General features: G+C 34.0%; 19 protein-coding genes and 2 tRNA genes. 7 read left to right on the top strand and 14 right to left on the bottom strand.

Going from position 1 to position 22,250, the window contains the following annotated elements; translation table 11 throughout:
* Positions 1-43: 43 nt before the first annotated feature.
* Both ACP7AV_RS05120 and der read right to left on the bottom strand, forming a co-directional pair.
* Complete coding sequence (locus ACP7AV_RS05120) at positions 44-835, bottom strand: SDR family oxidoreductase (protein ID WP_426091019.1); 792 nt, start codon at positions 833-835, stop codon at positions 44-46.
* A gap of 80 nt (positions 836-915) precedes the next feature.
* Positions 916-2,226, bottom strand: a complete 1,311-nt coding sequence (gene der / locus ACP7AV_RS05115) for a ribosome biogenesis GTPase Der (RefSeq protein ID WP_426064131.1) — start codon at positions 2,224-2,226, stop codon at positions 916-918.
* A 107-nt stretch (positions 2,227-2,333) separates the two neighbouring features.
* On the opposite strand from der, the gene ACP7AV_RS05110 reads away from it, so the two are divergent.
* The gene (locus tag ACP7AV_RS05110) at positions 2,334-2,831 is read left to right on the top strand and encodes a hypothetical protein (RefSeq protein WP_426091018.1); all 498 of its coding nucleotides are present in this window, start codon (positions 2,334-2,336) and stop codon (positions 2,829-2,831) included.
* Between the two features lie 159 nt (positions 2,832-2,990).
* On the opposite strand, the gene era is transcribed toward ACP7AV_RS05110, so the two are convergent.
* Entirely contained in the window at positions 2,991-3,872 is an 882-nt protein-coding gene (era, locus tag ACP7AV_RS05105; protein WP_426064133.1) for a GTPase Era, read from the bottom strand.
* Between the two features lie 117 nt (positions 3,873-3,989).
* On the opposite strand from era, the gene ACP7AV_RS05100 reads away from it, so the two are divergent.
* Positions 3,990-4,062 (top strand) — tRNA-Met (locus ACP7AV_RS05100).
* A gap of 32 nt (positions 4,063-4,094) precedes the next feature.
* Positions 4,095-4,167, top strand: a tRNA-Met gene (locus ACP7AV_RS05095).
* Positions 4,168-4,875: 708 nt separating this feature from the next.
* Here ACP7AV_RS05095 and ACP7AV_RS05090 read toward each other — a convergent pair.
* Complete coding sequence (locus ACP7AV_RS05090; protein ID WP_426091017.1) at positions 4,876-5,730, bottom strand: leucine-rich repeat domain-containing protein; 855 nt, start codon at positions 5,728-5,730, stop codon at positions 4,876-4,878.
* A gap of 179 nt (positions 5,731-5,909) precedes the next feature.
* On the opposite strand from ACP7AV_RS05090, the gene ACP7AV_RS05085 reads away from it, so the two are divergent.
* Positions 5,910-6,392: a DUF1761 domain-containing protein gene (locus tag ACP7AV_RS05085; RefSeq protein ID WP_426091016.1), complete on the top strand. Its 483-nt coding sequence runs from the start codon at positions 5,910-5,912 to the stop codon at positions 6,390-6,392.
* 58 nt (positions 6,393-6,450) lie between these two features.
* On the opposite strand, the gene ACP7AV_RS05080 is transcribed toward ACP7AV_RS05085, so the two are convergent.
* A complete protein-coding gene (locus ACP7AV_RS05080) occupies positions 6,451-6,612 on the bottom strand; it encodes a 4a-hydroxytetrahydrobiopterin dehydratase (protein WP_426091015.1) in 162 nt (53 codons plus the stop codon).
* Positions 6,613-6,824: 212 nt separating this feature from the next.
* Here ACP7AV_RS05080 and ACP7AV_RS05075 point away from each other — a divergent pair, with 212 nt between their 5' ends.
* Positions 6,825-7,973: an 8-amino-7-oxononanoate synthase gene (locus ACP7AV_RS05075; RefSeq protein ID WP_426091014.1), complete on the top strand. Its 1,149-nt coding sequence runs from the start codon at positions 6,825-6,827 to the stop codon at positions 7,971-7,973.
* Here the strand turns inward: ACP7AV_RS05075 and ACP7AV_RS05070 are convergent.
* Complete coding sequence (locus ACP7AV_RS05070; protein ID WP_426064138.1) at positions 7,966-8,856, bottom strand: diacylglycerol/lipid kinase family protein; 891 nt, start codon at positions 8,854-8,856, stop codon at positions 7,966-7,968. The two genes, ACP7AV_RS05075 and ACP7AV_RS05070, sit on opposite strands and share 8 nt — an antisense overlap.
* Before the next feature lie 64 nt (positions 8,857-8,920).
* On the opposite strand from ACP7AV_RS05070, the gene ACP7AV_RS05065 reads away from it, so the two are divergent.
* Positions 8,921-9,889, top strand: coding sequence for an App1 family protein (locus ACP7AV_RS05065; RefSeq protein ID WP_426064139.1), 969 nt, complete (start codon positions 8,921-8,923; stop codon positions 9,887-9,889).
* A 30-nt stretch (positions 9,890-9,919) separates the two neighbouring features.
* Here ACP7AV_RS05065 and ACP7AV_RS05060 read toward each other — a convergent pair whose 3' ends face one another.
* A complete protein-coding gene (locus tag ACP7AV_RS05060) occupies positions 9,920-11,827 on the bottom strand; it encodes an ATP-binding cassette domain-containing protein (RefSeq protein ID WP_426091013.1) in 1,908 nt (635 codons plus the stop codon).
* 86 nt (positions 11,828-11,913) lie between these two features.
* On the opposite strand from ACP7AV_RS05060, the gene ACP7AV_RS05055 reads away from it, so the two are divergent.
* Positions 11,914-12,297, top strand: coding sequence for a DUF983 domain-containing protein (locus tag ACP7AV_RS05055; protein ID WP_426091012.1), 384 nt, complete (start codon positions 11,914-11,916; stop codon positions 12,295-12,297).
* 2 nt (positions 12,298-12,299) lie between these two features.
* On the opposite strand, the gene ACP7AV_RS05050 is transcribed toward ACP7AV_RS05055, so the two are convergent.
* From ACP7AV_RS05050 to topA, 7 genes are all read right to left on the bottom strand, one after another.
* On the bottom strand, positions 12,300-13,352 hold the full coding sequence (locus ACP7AV_RS05050; protein ID WP_426091011.1) for an NAD(P)/FAD-dependent oxidoreductase: 1,053 nt from the start codon (positions 13,350-13,352) through the stop codon (positions 12,300-12,302).
* 99 nt (positions 13,353-13,451) lie between these two features.
* The gene (gldN, locus tag ACP7AV_RS05045; RefSeq protein ID WP_426064230.1) at positions 13,452-14,342 is read right to left on the bottom strand and encodes a gliding motility protein GldN; all 891 of its coding nucleotides are present in this window, start codon (positions 14,340-14,342) and stop codon (positions 13,452-13,454) included.
* Between the two features lie 47 nt (positions 14,343-14,389).
* Positions 14,390-15,934: a gliding motility protein GldM gene (gldM, locus tag ACP7AV_RS05040; protein WP_426091010.1), complete on the bottom strand. Its 1,545-nt coding sequence runs from the start codon at positions 15,932-15,934 to the stop codon at positions 14,390-14,392.
* 45 nt (positions 15,935-15,979) lie between these two features.
* Positions 15,980-16,627, bottom strand: coding sequence for a gliding motility protein GldL (gene gldL / locus ACP7AV_RS05035; protein ID WP_426064144.1), 648 nt, complete (start codon positions 16,625-16,627; stop codon positions 15,980-15,982).
* 44 nt (positions 16,628-16,671) lie between these two features.
* A complete protein-coding gene (gene gldK / locus ACP7AV_RS05030; protein WP_426064145.1) occupies positions 16,672-18,075 on the bottom strand; it encodes a gliding motility lipoprotein GldK in 1,404 nt (467 codons plus the stop codon).
* 271 nt (positions 18,076-18,346) lie between these two features.
* On the bottom strand, positions 18,347-19,498 hold the full coding sequence (locus ACP7AV_RS05025) for a formimidoylglutamase (protein ID WP_426091009.1): 1,152 nt from the start codon (positions 19,496-19,498) through the stop codon (positions 18,347-18,349).
* A gap of 3 nt (positions 19,499-19,501) precedes the next feature.
* Positions 19,502-22,030 carry a type I DNA topoisomerase gene (topA, locus tag ACP7AV_RS05020; protein WP_426091008.1) on the bottom strand — a complete coding sequence of 843 codons (2,529 nt, stop codon included), beginning with the start codon at positions 22,028-22,030 and terminating at the stop codon, positions 19,502-19,504.
* Between the last annotated feature and the right edge of the window lie 220 nt (positions 22,031-22,250).

Genomic DNA, 22,250 nt, shown 5'->3' with positions numbered 1-22,250 from the left:
AAATCCCGATTGCTCGGGATTTTTTATTAGCCACTATTAAAATTTATCTCACTTTGCTTTTTAAAACAAAATAATGCAACCATTTTGGGAAAAATCGTTTCAGATAAATTCCCATAATTTCTTTACCACCAATATAAATTTCAAATTTTTTAGACTCAACGGCTTTCACAAATTTTTTGGCAAAAACGCTTGTTGACATTCCATTTTGAGTTGCCGCATCGTCTATATTCTGTTTGGATCCGTCTGCCGTCATTGCGTTTTTGGCCACATTCGTTTGAATAAATCCAGGACAAACAAGCGTCACATTGATAAAGTCTTTTTGATGTTCCATTCTTAACACATCAAAAAAACCATGTAAGGCATGTTTTGCACCACAATATCCGGAACGATAGGGCGACCCGAATTTCCCCATCAAACTAGTTACAGTAACAAAATGTCCTGTCTTGTTTTTAATAAAATGAGGTAATAAAGCTTTTGTCAGCGCAACCGTACCGAGATAATCAACTTCGATTAATTTTTTATCGACCTCAAAATCGGTCTCTACAATTAGGGAACGCTGGCTAACGCCACCATTATTGATAAGTACATCCACTTTTCCAAAGGCAGCAACAGCTTTTTCTACATGATTTTTAGCATTATCAAAATCAACTAAATCAAAAGGTAAAATGATTACTTCAGCGTTTATACATTTAGATTTTACAGTTTCTAAAGCTTCTCCATTTCGTGCCGAAAGAATCAGTTTGCAATTTCTAGTGGCTAATTCATACGCTAAAGCCTCTCCTATTCCGCTGGAAGCGCCAGTAATCCAAACAACTTTATCGTTTATTGCGTTCATATTTTTTCTTAAAAATAAAAAAAGTTTATCAAGCTTTTACAAACTCAATAAACTTTCTAATATAATTATGGAAATAAAGACTATTTCTCTCTGATATAAATATCGATTGGCACTCCTGAAAAGTCCCAGTTTTCTCTAATTTTATTTTCCAAATAACGCTTGTAAGGTTCTTTTACGTATTGTGGCATATTAGCAAAAAACACAAATTGTGGTGTTGGAGTTGGCAACTGCATGCAATATTTAATTTTCACATATTTACCCTTTGTTGCTGGCGGCGGATAAGCTTCAATCACTTTCAACATGAATTCATTGAATTTTGACGTAGCGATACGTTGTTGTCTGTTTTCAAAAACTTTTACAGTAGCTTCTAATGCTTTCAACAAACGTTGTTTCGTTATAGCAGAAACAAAAAGAATAGGCACATCCGTAAACGGCATTAATTCTTCTCTAATTTTAGCTTCATAATCACGAGTTGACATCGTTTCTTTTTCTACTAAATCCCATTTATTCACCAAGATTACAACACCTTTACGGTTTTTCTCAGCCAACCAAAAAATACTTTGATCTTGGCCTTCAAATCCACGGGTGGCATCAATAATCAAAATACAAATATCAGCGTGTTCAATTGCACGAACCGAACGCATTACCGAGTAAAACTCTAAATCTTCTTTTACTTTCGCTTTACGACGAATTCCTGCAGTGTCAACTAAGTTGAATTCGAAACCAAAACGGTCAAATTTAGTATCAATAGAATCACGGGTAGTTCCCGCAATATCAGTAACAATATATCGGTCTTTGCCAATTAACGCATTGATAAAGCTTGATTTTCCAGCATTGGGACGACCTACAACTGCAAAACGAGGCAATACCACTTCTTCCTGTGTTGGCTCTGGTTTTATAGGAAAAGCATCAATCAATGCATCCAATAAATCTCCTGTTCCGCTTCCAGAAATACTGGCAAACGTGTAATATTCGCCTAAACCAAGATTGTAAAATTCAATTGCATCTTTCTCACGCATCGCATTATCCACCTTATTTACAGCAAGTAAAACCGGTTTCGTCACTTTACGCAACAATCTCGCAACGGCATCATCCATTGGGGTAATCCCTTCTTCAACATCAACCACAAAAATGATAACATCAGCCTCATCAATAGCTAATTCCACTTGTTTGCGGATCTCTCCTTCAAAAACATCATCAGAACCACGCACGTATCCGCCGGTATCAATTACAGAAAACTCTTTTCCGTTCCACTCGCTTTTACCATAATTTCTATCACGGGTAACCCCCGATACTGAATCTACAATAGCTTCTCTTCTTTGTATCAGCCTATTAAAAAGGGTTGATTTCCCCACATTAGGTCTTCCTACTATCGCAACAATATTATTCATAATATAAATTCAAATATTTTGCAAAGGTAGTGTTTATAACCATGAATATCAATTTTTTTGATATATTAGCAAACCCTTATCTTTTTAATACTTACAAGTTTACTATTATGGATACTAATAATGAGCTCAGACTTCGCTTACGGTTTTACAAAGATGTTCCGCAAAACATCGATGCCTTGCGAGTTAAATTTGCCAATTATACCCGAATCAAGTCTCAGGATTACTTCGTTAAAATTCGGGGTTATCACATTTGGTTAAACATCAAAGGCCCCAAAAAAGCGTATTGGTCTCCCCATTTGCATTTAGAAATGGAATCAAAAGACCAAAACGAGACTCATATCAGAGCATTATTTGGCCCTGATCCAACCTTATGGACACTTTTTATGTTCTTCCATTTTATTATTGCGGGAATCTTTTTGATTTTTTCGGGAATTGCTTATTCTGATTATATCCTGAAAAACCCCGTAACATTCGATTTAGTAGTAATGGGATTAATGGTTTTTGCCTGGTTTTTACTATACATTGTAGCCAAACAGATCCGTAGTAACGGCCACAACCAAATGAATGATCTGGAAAACTTATTTATGGAAATTATAGAATCTTAGTTTTTATTTGGAGCAATTCCAGCTCTCCGCTATATCTTTTGTACTGTCCCGAAGTTTCGGGACTGCACAAAAGGATGCCGCTGCTATCTGGGCTAAAAAAAAATCAATATCAGAAATTGAATTCCAATATTGATTTTTGAAAAAAACGAACCAGAAAAATTACTGGTTATAACCAAATCGTTTTAACATATTCACGTTACTTCTCCAGTTTTTATTCACTTTCACATACAACTCAATATGAATTTGTTTGCCAAAGAATTTTTCTAAATCAGCTCGGGCTTCCATACCTACTTTTTTCAAAGCAGCACCTTTGTGTCCGATGACGATTCCTTTTTGAGTATCGCGCTCGACCATAATCAAAGAACGGATTCTAATGATGTTTTCATCTTCAAAAAACTCTTCGGTTACAATCTCTACTGCGTACGGGATTTCTTTGCTGTAATTTAACAATATTTTCTCGCGGATGGTTTCATTGACAAAGAAACGTTCCGGTTTGTCTGTCAATTGATCTTTTGGATAATATGCAGGCGATTCTGGTAATAATTCAATGATTCGTCCAAAAACTTCCGGTACATTAAAATTCTGTAAAGCTGATATTGGGAAAATTTCTGCATTAGGAACTTTCGCAGTCCAGAAAGCCACCTGCTCTTCGAGTTGTTCCTGATTAGAATTATCTATTTTGTTTAATAGAAGTAGAACTGGGATTGTAGCATGAATAATTTTATTAAAAAATGCTTCGTCTTTCAATTCCTGTTCTCCAATTTCCACCATATAAATCAAGATGTCAGCATCTTCAAAAGCTGACTTTACGAAATTCATCATGGACGCCTGCATTTCGTAGGCTGGTTTTATGATTCCCGGCGTATCCGATAAGATCAATTGAAAATCTTCCCCGTTTACAATTCCTAGAATTCTATGACGTGTTGTTTGTGCTTTTGAAGTAATAATTGATAATCTTTCTCCAACAAAGGCATTCATTAATGTTGATTTCCCAACATTTGGATTTCCTATGATGTTTACAAAACCTGCTTTATGTGACATTTCTATAATAATTTATTGTGCAAAGGTAGACATATCAAGTTAATAGATGAAATAAAACATTTTTAAAAATTTTTATTGGATATACGGAAATTCGTTGTACATTTGCACCCGAAACAACGCGGGATAGAGCAGTAGGCAGCTCGTCGGGCTCATAACCCGAAGGTCACAGGTTCGAGTCCTGTTCCCGCTACTAAGGATTTTATTGAAATTACAAACGCACATCGCGGGATAGAGCAGTAGGCAGCTCGTCGGGCTCATAACCCGAAGGTCACAGGTTCGAGTCCTGTTCCCGCTACTAAAAAGCTTCAGAGAAATCTGGAGCTTTTTTTGTTATAAAACCTTTGATAAATTTGTTGTTTAGAATTTGTAAAATCTTTTAGATTTAAGTAACGTAAGAAAACGTATTACATTTAAAAGCCAAAACAGTATCAATAACACCTCTCGGAAATATAAATATGATCTTCACCTCTTCTCAGAGTCCTTTTGGAAAAAACTAGCGTAAGAAATAGCCTCCTGATTTATATTCTCGCTTTTACAACTTCAACTATCTATGCAATTTTTCATTTTCAATTATTTTCTGGAACGCCACTTTTAGAACTTCAAAAAGAGAAAATTAAAATGGATTAGATCAAGAAACTTATTTACACTTCAATTAAGTTTCGAACAATTAATTTGAAGAAATTAACCTTTAGAAACATTAATAATGAAAATGTGTCGACAGATTTAAAATTTATTCAAACAACAAAAAAATGGTATATATTAAATTGGATAACTTTTCAAATTCAGCTAAAAATTTTAAATAGCCAACACGTTTAAAAACGTTCTTATAGCCAATGAATTAATGCAAAAAAGTATAAAATAAAGTTCTCAATTCATTTGATAAAAAAAACCTGTGAAACAAGTCTCACAGGTTTTTTACCAACTACGTTTATTAAAATTAACATAACCAAAAATCAACTAAATTCTATTTTGTTAAAAGTACGTATCTGTTGTTTTTTGAAAATTAATCCTCTGAAGCAATTGCTGAATTTCTGCCGGTTGTCACATCTAATAATACGGTAACTCCCTGCTCATTTAACATGGTCATATTCAAGGTGTCCAAAACGGCTAAATCTTTAGACACAAGACCATTAAATCTGTTGTAAGAAATATTCATCTCTCTTAGATTGTCTAATTTTTCCAATTCCATTGGAACCTGTCCAATCATATTATTATCAAACAAACTAAGGTTTTCAAGAGAAGTCATATTTTCTACATCGCGACTTAATTCTCCCACAAGTTTATTGCTATTAAGAAGTAATGTTTTTATTGTTTTGATGTCATATAGCGAATTTGGAATTTCTCCCACAATCTCGTTATTAAACAATGATAACACTTCTAACTGTTTCAAGGCTCCAATTTGCATTGGTAATTCTCCTGATAGCGCATTCATATACAACTCTAATTCTTTTAAATTACTCATTTCACAAACTGAAGATGGAATTATTCCTGATAATTTATTGAAAGAAAGATTCAACACTTTCATTTCTTTTAGTTTCCCGATAGCCGAAGGAATATTTCCTGAAATTTGATTTTTGTGTAAATCCAATTCTTGAAGACTCACCAAGTTCATAATTTCAGCGGGAATGTCACCCACTAAATTATTATCAGCTAAACGAACTGAAATTACTTTTTCATCCAGTACTTTCACTCCGTACCAAGTCGAAACAGGGGAAGATAAATCCCATTTTACAGTCCACTCCTTGCCATTTGTCGATTGGTACAATTTAATTAACGCATCTTTTTCTGATTGAGATACATTGGCAAACATCGAAATGGAAAACAAAAGGATGAATAATAAAGTAGCTGTTTTTTTCATAATTAAGATATTTTAAATTTTTACAGATCTAAGCTACTTTTATTATAGTTAATCCGCAAATATAATCGACAAAATACATTGTTTTGTTTTTTATATACTGTAATAACTTACAATTTTGATTTTTTTGATGTTAATTTATAATTTATTAAATTTGTTTTAATAACCACAAAACCAAATTTATGGAAATCAATTTCTTAGCACTATTTGTTGCGGCTTTATCGACACTCGTAATCGGATTTTTTTGGTACCACCCAAAAGTTTTTGGAACTATTTGGATGAAAGAATCAAGCCTTACAGCAGAAAATCTGAAGGAAGGAAATATGCTTTTACTATTTGGCACCTCATTACTTTACGCTTTTTTTATTAGCTTTTCACTTCAAATGCTAACAATACATCAATTTGGTGCTCTAGGAATGGTTGGAGGAGATCCCAGTATTGCCAAACCATCCTTCTCCGCATTTATGACCGATTATGGAACCGCATTTAGAACCTTCAAACATGGAGCTTTACACGGATTTATGAGCGGGCTCTTTTTTGCTTTGCCAATTATTGGAACAAATGCTTTATACGAAAAAAGAAGTTTCAAATACACTTTTGTAACCGGTGGATTTTGGATACTATGCTTTACAATTATGGGTGGAATTATATGTGCCTGGAAGTAAACATTTGTTTTGATTTAAAATAAATTTCGACTATCAATAAGCTAATCGAAATTTATTTTTATTGAATTTTTTCAATTGTTTTTGTCAAATCAATGTCCATATCAGTTACACCTCCAGCATCATGTGTAGTAAGGCGACTCGTAACTTTGTTGTATACATTGAATAATTCCGGGTGGCGATTGCTCTTTTCAGCTATTAATCGTACTTGAACGAAAACCAATAACTTGCGTAAAATCTAAGAATTTAAAGTTTTTCTCTATTCAATTCTTGATAAATTTTCATTCTTTTAGCACTTTCAAATCGGTTTGAATAGATTTCTCTGAATAAGTTTTCATAATTTATTTTTTTATTTTTATATAGTTAAGTAATTTAGAGACAATCTATAATTCTTTAACTTTATTAACTAATTTTGGAAAAATATTTCTACACAATTTGAATACAGCTTATTCCTTCAAAATTTATAACTCAACTGCTCAACTTCCTGAAATTTGGGATGATTTAGCTGTTTCGACAATTTTTTTATCTAAAAAATACTTACAAGTTTTAGAAAAATCTTCCCCTGAAAATATGACTTGTCACTTCATAGGAATTTTCGACAATGAGATTTTGGTAGGTATTGCACTTTCGCAATTTTTGGATTTGAATGCACTGGAATCTTTTGGGGAGCGCGACAAATGCATTAAAACCGCTGTACGAAATATTATTTTCGGAAACTTTGCGTCCAACGTACTTGTTATTGGCAACAATATGCTAACTGGCCAAAATTCATTTGCCTTGTCCAATGCCATTCATCACAAGGACGCAATGCAAACCTTGCATGCAGCAACATCGGAATTAAAAAAAATCTTTAAATCCAAAGGCATAAAGATTCACATTACCACGTATAAAGATTTCGACAAGGAAGAAATCAAAAATTTTGACATTCCTGAATTCCAAAATGATTATCTATTTTCGACACAACCTAACATGGTTTTCTCGATTAATAAAAACTGGCAATCTGAACAAGATTATATAGAATCACTTTCAAAAAAATACAGAGATCAATATAAAAGAGCCCGAAAAAAAGCAGCATTAATTGAGAAAAGAAAATTGCATTTGGAAGATATTATTGCTCTTGAAGATACTATTTATGAGTTGTATTTTCACGTAGCCAAAAATGCACCTTTTAACACTTTCTTTTTACCAAAGAATCATTTTAGGGTTTTTAAAGAAACTTTTAAAGAAAAATTTCTATTTTACGGCTATTTTATCGACGAAAAACTCATCGGATTTAATACTTTAATAAAAAACGGAGAAGTCATGGACACTTATTTTCTGGGTTACGACGAAAGTATTCAGCGTGAAAAAATGCTGTATCTCAACATGCTGTACGACATGATTGCCTACTCCATCAATAAAAATTTCAACGAAATTATCTTTGCCAGAACCGCTTTGGAAATTAAAAGTTCTGTTGGTGCTAAACCGTTAAAAATGTTCGGATTGATGCATCATAGTTCTAAGATTGTAAATGTATATCTTCCTAAAATATTTAAATATTTAGAACCTGAAACTGTCTGGCAAGAACGCAATCCGTTTAAATAATTTCAGTTATTGGATTGGGAATTGCAACTTTCATTTGTTTGGGTAAAATTTCTATATTCAACTTTGTTTCTGTTCCACAATATTCACCGTCAATTTGAAAACTAACCGGAATATTGGTAGTAACAAATGCTTTATCAGTAGAAATAATTTCAACATCATTGTTATCTACGGGCATATTTCCAGTGATAATTTTACCTAGTACTAATAAATCCATATTTTTCAGAATAACCAATTCAAACTTTCCGTCGTCCATAATTCCATTCGGGTTTATGGAAACTCCGGTGCCGTATTTTTGAGAATTCGCTATAACTATCATTCTTGCCTCACATTCTATCGTTGGAAAATTACCGGTAATTGTTGCCACAAACGGATCGTCTAAATCAATCAAAGTAGACAATGTTTGCAAAGCATATCCCCATTTACCTCGAATACTTCCGCTTTCATAGTTCTTTATCATTTCTGCATTTACACCCAAATCACTTAAATGAATGCTTTTTTTTCCATTGATAGAAATCATATCGATTTCCATATAATCATTGTGAAAAGCGATTTCTAGGTTTTCTTCAATGGTCGATGGTAAATTCAAATCTACCGCTAAACCGTTAGCAGAACCAGCTGGCAAAATACCAATAATAACATCGTGTGTTTCCATAGCTTCAGCAACCATTTTTATGGTTCCGTCACCACCGGCCACAATAATTCGTTTTGGAATGTAGGTATCATAAAGCACCTTTATGTTTTCACTATCTGAAATTCCTGAAGTATTGTAAATTACAAGATTTAAATTTTCTTTGTCAGCAAAAACAGTAGCAGCATCAATTAGTTCTGACTTATCGACAGCGCCAGAGATAGGATTTACAACTAACATGATATTCTTTTTCAAACTTTTTCTTCTTTTATTGATTAAAAACCTATAAATTGAACTTTTATCAAAAGTAATACAATATATGAAACCAATTTTAAAATTATACCGAGGCTACGCGAATGAGCAAGAATTAATTGTCATGGGCCATGTTTTCAAACCAACATCGGTAGAAGAATATAATTTTCAAAAAAAGAATCTAAAAAATGCTACTTCTGTTATTAAAATGTTTCAAATAAAAACGCAGGCTAACGCCGATGTTTATTTAAAACACAACAATTCCAAAATTCATACCAAAACACTTGTGGATGGCTATTTTAAATTTTGCGTTCCATTAGACCAAGACAAAAATTACGGCTGGATCGATTATGAAGTAAGCATTGTCTATAAAAATGGAACCATCACTACAAAAGACAGTTACATTCGGCCACATAAAGGAAATCTCGGAATTATCTCTGATATTGATGATACTTTTTTAGTATCTCACACACTGAATCCATTGAAAAAATTATATGTTTTATTATTTAAAAACGTAAATAAGAGAAAAATATATGATGATGTTGTTACCCATTATCAGGCTTTGAGTACTGCTGGAAGAGAAAAAAAGGAAGAGTTTAATGCTTTTTTCTATGTTTCCAGCAGCGAGTGGAATTTATACCGTTTCATCACAAAATTCACCGAACTTCACGAACTGCCTAAAGCGGTGTTACTTTTGAAGGACATTAAAACGAGTCTCACTGACTTTTTCTTCACCGGCAGCGGAAATCACAATCATAAATTTGATAAAATAAAACACATATTGGAGTTTTACCCCAATCTAGAATATGTGCTTCTTGGCGATGATTCACAACATGATCCTTATTTATACGAAGCCATTTGCAAAATTTTTCCAGTTACCGTAAAAGCCGTATATATCCGACAGACTGGTTCAACGCAAAAAGAAAAAGTAATAAATGTGATGAAAAATTTAGAAACCTTAAACGTTTCAATTTGTTACTTCAAAAATAGCAGTGAAGCAATCGCGCACTCCAAATCTATTGGAATTATTGTATAAAAAAAGAGTTCCAAAATGGAACTCTCTTTTTTATACATTTTCTATTTCTTCCTGAACAACTTCCCAATCTAAGAGCAGTTTGTCTAACTCTGATTTTTTCTTGTTGTAAGCAGTGAAAAACTTCGCATCTTCAATGTGCTTATCGTAATTAGATGCCAGCATTTTATCATCTTGTTGAATATCCTTTTCTAATTGTTTAATTTGACTTTCTACTTTACTCAATTTGTTTTGTAAAGCTTTCCCTTTCTTTTGATCTTCGTAAGAAGCTTTGTTACTTTCTTTTGGTGCAGCTGCTTTTTCAGCATCTTTTTTCTCGACTTCACGCATATTCTCCATATTACGCTGCTCTAAGAAATAGTTGATGTCGCCTAAATATTCTTTTATTTTTTGGTCTTTAAATTCATACACCAAATTTGACATCCCCTGCAAGAAGTCCCTGTCGTGAGAAACCAACAATAAAGTTCCCCCAAATTTTTGAAGTGCGGCTTTCAAAACATTCTTAGATTTAATATCCAGGTGATTCGTAGGTTCATCCATCAACAGAACATTAATCGGTTGCAACAATAATTTACACAACGCTAAACGGTTTCTTTCGCCTCCACTAAGGACTTTTACCTTTTTCTCCACATCATCGCCTCTAAACAAGAAAGAACCCAGCATATCACGAACTTTCATTCGGTTTGTGTCCGCTGCGGCATCCTCCATGGTTTGCAACAATGTAATTTCACCATCCAGATATTCTGCCTGATTTTGCGCAAAATAACCCAGTTGTACATTGTGACCCAATTTAATATTTCCTTGGTATTCAAATTCGTCAACAATAGCTTTAATAAAAGTTGATTTTCCTTGTCCGTTTTGTCCAACGAAAGCAATCTTACTTCCACGCTCCACTAACAGATTGATATCTTTCAAAATCGTAGTATCACCGTAGCTTTTAGTTACATTCTCAGCTTCAATCACCACTCTACCCGGTTCTTTCGAAACTGGAAAAGAAATATTCATCACTGAGTTATCATCTTCGTCAACTTCGATACGTTCAACTTTATCTAATTTTTTTATTAACGACTGTGCCATCGAAGCTTTGGAAGCTTTGGCACGGAATTTTTCAATTAATTTCTCCGTTTCTTCAATTTTTTTTGCTTGATTTTTTTGCGTTGCCAATTGCTTTTCGCGAATTTCATGACGTAATTCTAAATATTGGGAATATGGCTTGTTGAAATCATAGGCTTTACCAAGTGAAATTTCGATAGTTCTATTAGTCACATTATCCAAAAACATTTTATCATGTGAAACAATTACCACAACTCCCGGATAATTACGAAGAAAACTTTCTAACCAGATAATACTTTCAATATCCAAGTGATTCGTTGGCTCATCCAGCAGCAAAACGTCATTGGCCTGCAATAATAATTTGGCTAATTCAATACGCATTCTCCAACCTCCGGAGAAAGTCTCCGTTTGATTATCGAAAACTTCTCTTTTGAAACCCAATCCAAGAAGGATTTTTTCCGTGTCACCCACATAATTATAACCGCCTAATAATTCAAAACGATGTGTAAACTCGGATAAATCTTCTATTATTTGGCTATATTCGTCACTTTCGTAATCCGTACGCGTTACTAAAAGATGATTGATTTCATCAAGCTTTTTTTCAACAATTTTTATCTCCGTAAAAGCTTCGTAAGCTTCCTCCAAAACTGTTCTTCCTTGTTCAAAATCAATATCCTGACGTAAGAATCCCATTCGAATATCTTTCTCCTGAGAAATAACACCAGAATCAGGGGCAAAATCTCTCGCCAACATTTTAAGCATAGTCGATTTTCCGGCTCCATTTTTCCCTACAAGACCCACTCTGTCCCCGGCACCCAATCTAAAAGTGACTTCTTCAAATAAATAAGAACCACCAAATGAAACGGATAAATTGTGTATATTAAGCATGTATTGTGATTTTATTCCTTTACAAATGTGTAAATTTGTGTACCGAATTTTCGGCATCAAAAAAGGAAAAATTAAATTTTTTGCAAATGTTAAAAAAAGGATCCAAATTATATAGCATTTTAACAGGAACTTGTCCTAAATGTCAGAATGAGGGTATGTATTTAGACAAAAATCCTCTACATTTCAATAAAATATTAAAAATGCATGAAAATTGCGGTCATTGTGGTTTACGTTATCAAATCGAACCCTCTTTTTTTTATGGTGCCATGTACGTTAGTTACGGATTAAATGTGGCCATAGGTATTGCCGCTTTTATAATCTCGTTTGTACTTTTTGATACCAATCTTAAAGTGGCTTTTATCGTAATCATAGCATCCTTGATACTATCTTTCCCTTTTGTTTTACGTTTGTCCAGAAACATTTACATCAATATGTTTGTTTCGTATGACCCAAACGCAAAACTTAAGTAATCTTATTTCTTTTCTTTTGTTTTAAATCGTTTAACATCAATTACTGGGTCTAAAAGAGTTTGGTTTTCTAAGTGGTCAAATAATGCTTTCGCCATTGACGGACCGAGCATTACCCCTCTAGTTCCCAAACCATTCAGTATATGAATCGAATTATGATCTTTATGCGTTCCCACTAATGGTCTTCTGTCTTTTACCGTTGGACGAACACCTGCAAAATGCTCCACGATCTCAAAATCACACGTAATAATTTCTTTTATTCTTTCTACTAATTCCGTTTTTCCTTCTTCCGTAGGCAAGTCAGTTTTGTCTTTCCAATGATAAGTAGCGCCAACTTTAAATAAATCATTACCAAGAGGCAAAATAAAGACACTAGTATTTACAATTACATCTAAATCAAGATTAGGTGCTTTTATAATAAAAAGTTCTCCTTTAGTACCATCTAAAGGCAAATGATTAAAATAAGGATTTGCATGCATTCCAAAACCTTCAGCAAAAATGATATGTTTCGCTTGAATATTTTTATAGCGAATACCATCTGACTCTCTTTTGAGCTCGTTGTAATCAAATGCTTCTTCTAAAAACAGATTATTTCGATTTAAATATTCTCTATATTTATATAACAATAAAGCTGTGTCCACATAACCTGTTTGCAATACTTCGCCGTAACCATTCGGAGAATCAATGCCTACATATTTTTTAGAAATCAGTTTAGTTGATAAAAATGGAGCAAGTCCAACTTTATCCGAAGCAGCAAACCAATTATTCTGTTCTTCAATTGAAAAAAATTTTCTTAAAATGGGCTTTTTAAAATCTATTTTACATTTAAGTTTCTCTTCCAATAAAGAATAGAAATCATTCATCATTATTAATTGCTCTTGCGCATTCCACACTTCACTAAAACGTTTAAGAATTACTGGATTATACAATCCACCAGCGATTTTCGATGAATTTTGCGAATTATTATCCAAAACAAAAATAGATTTGTCATTGCGCAAAGCAACCTCTGCAAATGAAATACCTGCTAAACCAGAACCAATAATTAAATAATCAATCATCTAAAAATTCATTTAAAACTAAATACAAAGAAAGCATTTTAAAACAAAAAACTCTTACCATTACGGTAAGAGTTGATTAATATATTTACGAAAAAGATTTTAATAATTCCACATATCTGATTCGAAATTTCGAATCTTGTCTTTTACTCTTTCTGATTCCAACAATTGGTTTTGCGCATTATCTTTCATGTATTCATCGATATTTCTATCTCCATAAACATTTTCTTCTTTATAGATAACACTATTGAAACGTCTTGAATTTAAGATTTGATCAAAAGAAACAGGCATCGCTGAATTTTTGTCGTTAAAAGCTTTCGCATCATGCAAAACTTCTCTTGCAGCAGGGAAAAATATCCAAAATAACTCTATATAATCTTTCTCCTCGCTGTTCATTGAATAAACATCAGGAGTTACAGGACAAATTCCCAATAAACGGTATTTAAGTTCACTCTGACGTTTATCAAAATACCAGTACCCTTTTATTTTATACTGAGAAACATCTTGAGCAGATAAATCTTGTCTTAAAATGTACTCATCAGAGATTTGATTTCCAGCGTTAATTTGCTCTCTTCCTGCATCAGTAGTATCTATTCGCGTTAATGACCCCTGTATGTCTTGCAACGATTTTTTAGTATTAAAATAACTATCTGTATACACTTCAGTGATTTCACCATTTTTCATTGCCTTGGTCAAGACATCATATAATGACCTTCTTCCAGAACCAATATTTGCAGTGTCAATTGGAAAATACAAAGCAAAATTAATTTTTTCGCTCAAATCAATAATCTCCCAAGTAGTCTTGCCCATTAAGACATCTCTATCATGCACATAACCGTAAGCTAATGGTTTATCATTATCTGAGTCAAGTTGCGCAGTGGTTTTAAGTCCTATTTGGTCCGGAGTTTTTGCATTAAGCAAATTAGATTGCGCAAATGACGCAAAACTTCCCGTAATAGAGATAATAGCGATTAAAAAATTTCTTACATTCATCATGTTATCCTAATAAGAATTGAAGTCGATTTATAAAAATCTACTTATTATTGTATTTCAAAAATTACTGGAGCAGTTCTTGGCAATAAATAGCTTCCTGCACCTACAAGTTTTGTTTTTATTTCAGAGATAGTAACCTGATCACCTCGTCCTGCTTTTGAAAGAACTGCTTTACATTGCGCGTTCAATCTGTTTCCAGAAACAACCACAGTAGGTTGACCAGTAACTTTTAAATTAAATCCGACAACATTCAAACCTACTTCAAAATCAAAATCAACTAATTTGGCTCCGATTGTTGCTATTTCTAGATTTGATTTAGGCCCTTTTACCACGCCCATTTCTCCTCTAATAGTTCCAGTAGGACCAGGAATACCTTTGATTCTAAAAACTTTTTTATCATTAGCAACTTTTCCATCAGACATTTTTCCTGAAACGCTTACAACAACTTCATTACCACCACCAGGATTCATCACGTATTTACCATTACCCACCTTTGATAAACCTGAAGCCGAAGCATTAACAGCATTATCAGGGATACCTGCAAATGATATTGTCATAGGATTAGATACACCTCTATAAACTACATTCATCTTATCTGCAGAAATTGTAGCAGAATTAGGTCTTGGTACAACAACATATTTTCCTGAGAATTTCAAAGGAATAGTTTTACCGTCTTCAACAAAAGTAAATTGACCGTTGATGTTTTGCTCTCCTACACCGCCCGCAGTCAAAGCAATCTTAGCTTGACCGGTAGATGGATCTAATCTAGCACCAGTAACATTTGTAGGTTTTGTATTCTCATCATAACGACCCAAGACTACTTTACCAGTAACTTGTTCTCCTTGAAAATATGCATTTTTATCTAAAACCACAATAGCTTGGTAGTTACTGTATGAAGCAGCAGCAACAGCTGCCTTACCTAATGCAGTACTATAAACATCTGATTCTGCTTTTTTAACATCATTTTGCCATGCAGATAATTTTGCTAAAGAAGCAACAGCTGGAAAGCCTTTAAAATGATAATCTAAATAAGGAATCGCTATCCCGTCTTTATTCTTAACATCTGCTAAACTAAACTTAGTTTGCACTTCATATAAGATCGTCGCTAATTTTTTATTATCACCTAAAGCCAACTTCATGTCTGATTTGTACTTTTCAATCGTAGCAACCACTTCTTTTCCTTTAGCCGAATAACCCGCAGGGCTAAACCATAAATTGTCGATGTTATCCCCTTTATCCATTGCCTCGTAAGGTAATTTACCGGTTTCAGGATCAACTTCTGTCCCTACTAAAACTTCCGACTTTATTTTTGCAATATAATCGTAAAAGTTTTTTGTAATAACTTCTACTTTGTGAGCTGTTGTAGCCGCCATCGCAAATTCTCCACCAGCTTCGGCAGCTTTTGCATCTAAACCGGCTAACATCTGAGCGTTTGACTGCTCAGCTGAAGTGTTTGAACCTTCAAATTTTTCATTCATCAATCCAAAAGCTGACAATACTTCTTTGGACATATTTAATGCTAACATTGCGATAAAAACCAAGTACATTAGGTTAATCATCTTCTGCCTAGGGGTTAGTTTTCCTCCTGCCATATTTTCTAATAATTAGTTTATTGTTTTTTTATAGTTCGAAACTAATTATCCTTTATTATTCATTGCAGAAAGCATTCCACCATATACGTTGTTTAAAGACGATAGGTTAGAAGTCAATGACAGCATTTGATCTTTTAATTTTAAGTTATTTTCAGCAACTTCCTCATTTATTTGAGCATTTCTGGAAGCACTTTGCAATTGTATTTTATACAAACTGTTCAATGATTCCATTTGTGCGGCAGCTAAACTTAATTCTTCACTGTATTTTTTTGTAGACGCAATAGAATCTACAGTAGGTGCAATTCCTTTTGCAGCTGATTCGAAATTTTTAATACTATTTCCTAAGCTTGCCATTAACTCCCCATCGATTTTAGCATCTTTTAACATAACATCTAATTTTTGAGACAATAATCCTTGTGCATCAGAAGTTGCCTCCACTTTTTTGGTGGCTGGTTTAGCTTGACCATTAGCTAATTCTGGATAAACCAAAGTCCAATCCAAATCATTATCAACTGGTTCGAATGCTGAAAGCGCAAAAATTAGTGCTTCAACCACAAGACCTATGGTAAGCATTAAGTTACCCGTTAAGAATCCAAATTCAATATGGGTAATTTTGAATAATGCTCCAATGATTACAACCGCCGCTCCCATACCGTATGCGAAATTCATTGCTTTTTTGCTTAATAATGCCATAATAGTGTTTTTAAAAATTTAATAGATTTGGTTTCTTTTTTTAATTATTTCTTTTTCCCGATTCCGGTGGTTTGAACTCCCATGTAATCCTGAACAGTTCTAAAACCAACGTAACTTCTTGCGGAATCTGCATATTCATAGTCTCTTGTGCTTACCTGTAGGAAATAAGCAACATCTTTCCATGAACCGCCGCGAAGCACTTTTCGTTTATTTGAGCCATCCTGAACATTTGGATTCATTGAGGAAACGTATTCATAGGCATTAGGATCATACGAAGAATCAGTCCATTCAGATACATTTCCTGCCATATTATAAAGGTTGTAGCCATTAGGCTCATACGATTTTGCCTCCACTGTATACAAAGCTTCATCAGCGGCATAGTCTCCCCTGTTTGGCTTAAAATTAGCTAAAAAACAACCTCGGTCATTTTTGGTATATGGTCCACCCCAAGGATATGTTGCTGACTCAAGACCACCTCTGGCAGAGTATTCCCATTCCGCTTCAGTTGGTAATCGGAAAGAATTAATCAAATCTTGTCCTTTCTTTTTAGATTTTACGTAGCTATTTTTATTCAATGTTCTCCAAGCACAAAATGCTTTCGCTTGAGTCCATTTTACACCTACTACAGGATAATCTCCGTAGGCCTTATGCCAGAAATAGTCATTATGCATTGGTTCGTTGTACGAATAAGCAAAATCTTTTATCCATACAGTCGTGTCTGGATAAACGTTAACTTCTTCCGTTTTGATGAAATCTTTTCTTCTTCCTACTTTTGCTTTGGCAGCAGCCTGAATATCCATCCAAGAATAACGGAATTTCAATTTATTAACATCAATAGTTCTTAACCCATTGTAGGACTCCTCTATTGGCAAGTACATTGAGTCCATCACTTCAGCATATTCCGCATCCGGATACAACTTAGTATCTTTGATTAATTTTACTTTTTTGTTCAGTTTTCTTCCCGCGTATGGATCATCAGCAGTTCCTACACTATAATAATTATCATACATGTATTTGTCATACGCCGTCATTTTATCCGGATCAGAATCATTAAAAGCAAAATCACCAATACTTCCGCTATTTTTACCTTTAGCAGCTGTTGGATCAGCTGTTTGTCCGCTCATGTCTGCCATAATTGCTAACCGAACTCTCATAGTAGAATCTTTTACCCACTCTACAAACTGACGGTATTCACTATTTGTAATTTCTGTTTCATCCATATAAAAGGAACGAACGGTTACTGTTTTTGTAGGAGCATCTTCCACATTAGCTAAATCAGCATCTGATTTACCCATGATAAAAGAACCACCAGGAATTAATGCCATTCCATACGGTTTTTCAGGATGCCATTTGCCTCCATTAATACCAACTAATTCTCCTTTATCGCTTGATTTACCACAGCCGATCAAAAGGGCCAAAATTGACGTATATGCAATGAACTTCTTCATATAAATTTTGTTATCTATTCATTATTTTAAAGTGTGTAAACCTATTTATTATTTATTTATAAAACAATATTTTTATTGTAAAATTAATTCAAGCTCAAAAATAATGTTAAATAAAATACAAAAAAAATATTTTATCGACAAAATACCAAAATAACCGATTAAATACATCTAAATCGAATTTTTTGTGTATTTCATAAAGATAAACCTATTATAAAACACATTAATTTTCAAACCTTTTTTAAACATTGAATTGTAAACCTACTTCAAATGTTTATACAATATTTTTACGCTGTGCTTTCCACCACCTTTCAGGTAATTCTTGATTGCATGCCATTAAATATTCGTCATAAGAACATGGTAATAACGTGTTTCTTTTTAATTTATTATTAACATTTGAAATAAATGGAATTTCTATCCACCAACGATCCGTTTTGTCACTTTTATAGAAAACAAGTTCCTCTTCCTCCAATGGAACAATGTATTTTAAATAGTTTTCTTTACTTCCGAAAGGATACTCATTGGAACGATAATGAAAACCTTCAATAAAATACCAAATTACCTGTGCAATCAGTACCGATTCTTGTTTCGAATTATTGTGATTGAATATCCCAAATGACGATACTTTATCACTTATTCCAGCGTATCTAGACAAAGAACAAATCTCTTTTCCATTAAAACCATTTGGTTGAAACGAAATAAAATTTCCGGAATCAGACGATTTAACAGAAGTCAGATCGATACTAACTATATCAGCATCTCTGAAAACTGGCTCTGAAATAGCAATGTTATTAAAAACTTCTCCCAACCTATAGCTGTCAAAAAATAATTTTTCTATCAAATCTATTTCTTCCTGCGAATTAAAATAAGTCTGATAGCCTATGTTACAATAGTTAAAAAGATTATTGGGTTCGTCCACAATTATTTTTGTCAAATAAGAAGCAGCAGAAAGTTCCTCTTCATCTTTACCAAAATCAAATTTGCTGTCGATAGAAACTAAATTTACCATTTGCTCCAAATCATCATAGGCTCTATAAAGCGCATAAGTTATATCTTGAGAACCACCGATTACAATTGGTATTATTTTTTTCTTGATTAATCCTGCGACAACTTTTTTCACTGCAAAATAAGTGTCCGCAGCTGAATTTCCAGCGAGAATATCGCCCAAATCTGCGATAGAAGCATCCCAATTACCGAGAAACAAACCATACAACTCTTTTCTGAGCGGCATTAAATCAACATCCGACACCGCTTTTTTATCTCCTCGATTTTCTAAAACGCCTATTACAGCAATTTTAATTTTGTTTAAATCAGGGAATTGTTCATTGGTATGCAAAACTATTTTACTTCCCAGTTGCTGCGAAGTCAATCCGTTTATAAACTCTAGGATTTCATCGTCTACGGGTTTCAGAAAATCAAATTCCATTCTTTACTTTTTTGCTACGGGTTTCTTAACTGCTGGTTTCTTTGCTACTGCTTTTTTTGCAGGTGCTTTTTTAGCGGCTACTTTTTTGGCCGGCGTTTTCTTGGCAATCATTTCCTGAACTTCTGCCAATGTCAATTTAGTAGCATCAACATCTTTGCTTAATTCGATTTTGATTTTCCCTTTGGTAATAACCGAGCGTCCCCAACGGGCTTTTTCGACTAGAATCCCTTCGTCCTCCCAGTTGTGCAAAACTTTATCAATATTCTTTTGCAATTTATCCTCAATCAATGCTTCAATATCCGATTGAGACAGATTATCAAAATTGTATTTCTTACTCACATTGATAAATAAGCCGTCCCATTTGATAAAAGGACCAAAACGACCCGTTCCTTTTTGAACGCCTTCGCCTTTGTAAACTGCTATTGGCGCATCAGCCAGAGCTTTTTCATCAATTAATTCTTGGGCTCTTTCAAAGTCTACGTCTAATGGATTTTCGCCTTTTGGCAAAGAAACGAAAGCCGCACCATGACGAATATAAGGACCATAACGTCCATTACTTACCTCAACTTCTTCTCCTTTATATTCACCCAAATTTTTTGGCAACAAAAACAAATTCAACGTTTCCTCTAAAGTGATATTTCCAATATTTTGATCCGTCATTAAACTGGCGAATTTTTTCTCTTCATCATCTGCAGCTCCAATTTGAGCCATTGGTCCAAATTTCCCTAAACGCACCGAAACTGGCTTACCGGTTTTTGGATCTGTTCCCAGAATTCGTTCACCGCTTTCTCTTTCAGCATTCGCCTCTACATCTTTCACTGTTGGGTGAAATGTATCGTAAAACTCCTGCATCATTTTTGTCCATTCAATATTTCCTTCGGCAATTTCATCGAAATCCTGTTCCACTTTTGCAGTGAAATTATAATCTAAAATGTTTCCGAAATTCTTTACCAAGAAATCAGTAACAATCGTTCCAATATCTGTAGGCACTAATTTTCCTTTATCAGAACCTGTATTTTCTTTTAGCAACTTCTCTCCTAGTTTCCCGGATTGCAATGTCAGCTGCGTATAATTACGTTCCTGTCCGTCAAGATTTCCTTTCTCCACATAATTTCTGTTGATAATCGTAGAAATCGTCGGTGCGTAAGTAGAAGGACGACCAATCCCAAGTTCTTCTAATTTTTTTACCAAAGAAGCCTCCGTATATCTTGCAGCTGCACGAGAATATCTTTCTGTCGCTGTAATGTAATTGTTTCCTAATTTTTCATTGACTTTCATCGCCGGCAACATGCCTTCCTGCTCTTCTTCATCGTCATCATGACCTTCCAAGTATACTTTTAAGAAACCTTCAAAAAGCAATACTTCACCTGATGCAGTAAAAATTTCACCGTGATTGTTCGCTTCAATTTTCACGTTAGTACGTTCTAATTGTGCATCACTCATTTGAGAAGCCAACGTTCTCTTCCAAATCAAATCATACAAACGCGCTTGATCTCTGTCGATATCTACCGTATGACGCGACATGTCCGTAGGACGAATCGCCTCATGCGCTTCCTGTGCTCCTTTGCTTTTATTGACAAAAGTTCGAGGTTTAGAAAACTCTTTCCCATAGGATTTGATAATTTCAGCCTGAGCAGCTTCCATCGCATCTTTGGATAAGTTCACACTATCCGTTCTCATGTACGTAATAAGTCCGGCTTCGTACAACCGTTGTGCGAGTTGCATGGTAATTCCAACAGGCAAATACAATTTACGTGCGGCTTCTTGTTGCAAAGTTGACGTTGTAAATGGACCAGTCGGTGATTTTTTGGTAGGCTTCGTTTCTAAATCGGCTACCTTATATGTAGAACCTATATTTTTATTTAAAAAATCTTCGGCTTCTTTTTTAGTACTAAAATTTTTAGGAAGTTTGGCTTTAAATGTTTTTCCGGATTCGTTAGTGAATTCAGCTACAACAGAATACGATGCAGTTGCATTAAAGTTTTGAATTTCTCTTTCACGCTCTACAACCAAACGAACGGATACTGATTGTACACGACCCGCAGAAAGTCCTCCTTTTATTTTTCTCCAAAGTACTGGTGACAATTCATAACCAACTAATCGGTCCAAAACACGACGTGCTTGTTGTGCATTGACTAAATTATAATCGATTTCTCTTGGATTATCAATCGCTTTTAAAATCGCTGTTTTAGTAATTTCGTGAAAAACAATTCGCTTAGTTTTGGTTTTGTCTAATTTTAATTCTTCGGCTAAATGCCAAGAAATAGCCTCACCCTCACGATCCTCATCACTCGCTAACCAAACCATTTCAGCTTTTTTTGCCAACCCTTTTAATTTGGTGACCAATGCTTTTTTATCGGCTGAAACTTCATATTTAGGTTTGAAACCATTTTCTACATCTACACCAATTTCTTTAGATGGCAAGTCGGCAATATGCCCGTAACTTGACTCCACTTGGAAATCACTTCCTAGAAATTTCTCGATTGTTTTTGCCTTTGCAGGTGATTCCACTATAACTAAATTCTTTGCCATATTCCGATTGTTTATGTCGGCAAAAGTATATGATTTTTTTAAATTTTGAGTTTTTTAAATTTGAAAAGTAAATTTTCTCGATGAATTACAGGTTCTGAATGATTTGAATTCTTTGATTTAAAAACAAATTAAACAATTTTATTTGATCCAAAATAAAAAGGTTTTGACGCAATATTTATTAAAGCATCCTTCTAATTAAATACTTAAATTAAATAAATCC

The sequence above is a fragment of the Flavobacterium sp. DSR3-2 genome (assembly GCF_049896525.1).
Taxonomy (GTDB): Bacteria; Bacteroidota; Bacteroidia; order Flavobacteriales; family Flavobacteriaceae; genus Flavobacterium.
Note: the sequence above shows the minus strand (reverse complement) of the source record. Positions and strands in the feature narration are given on the sequence as shown.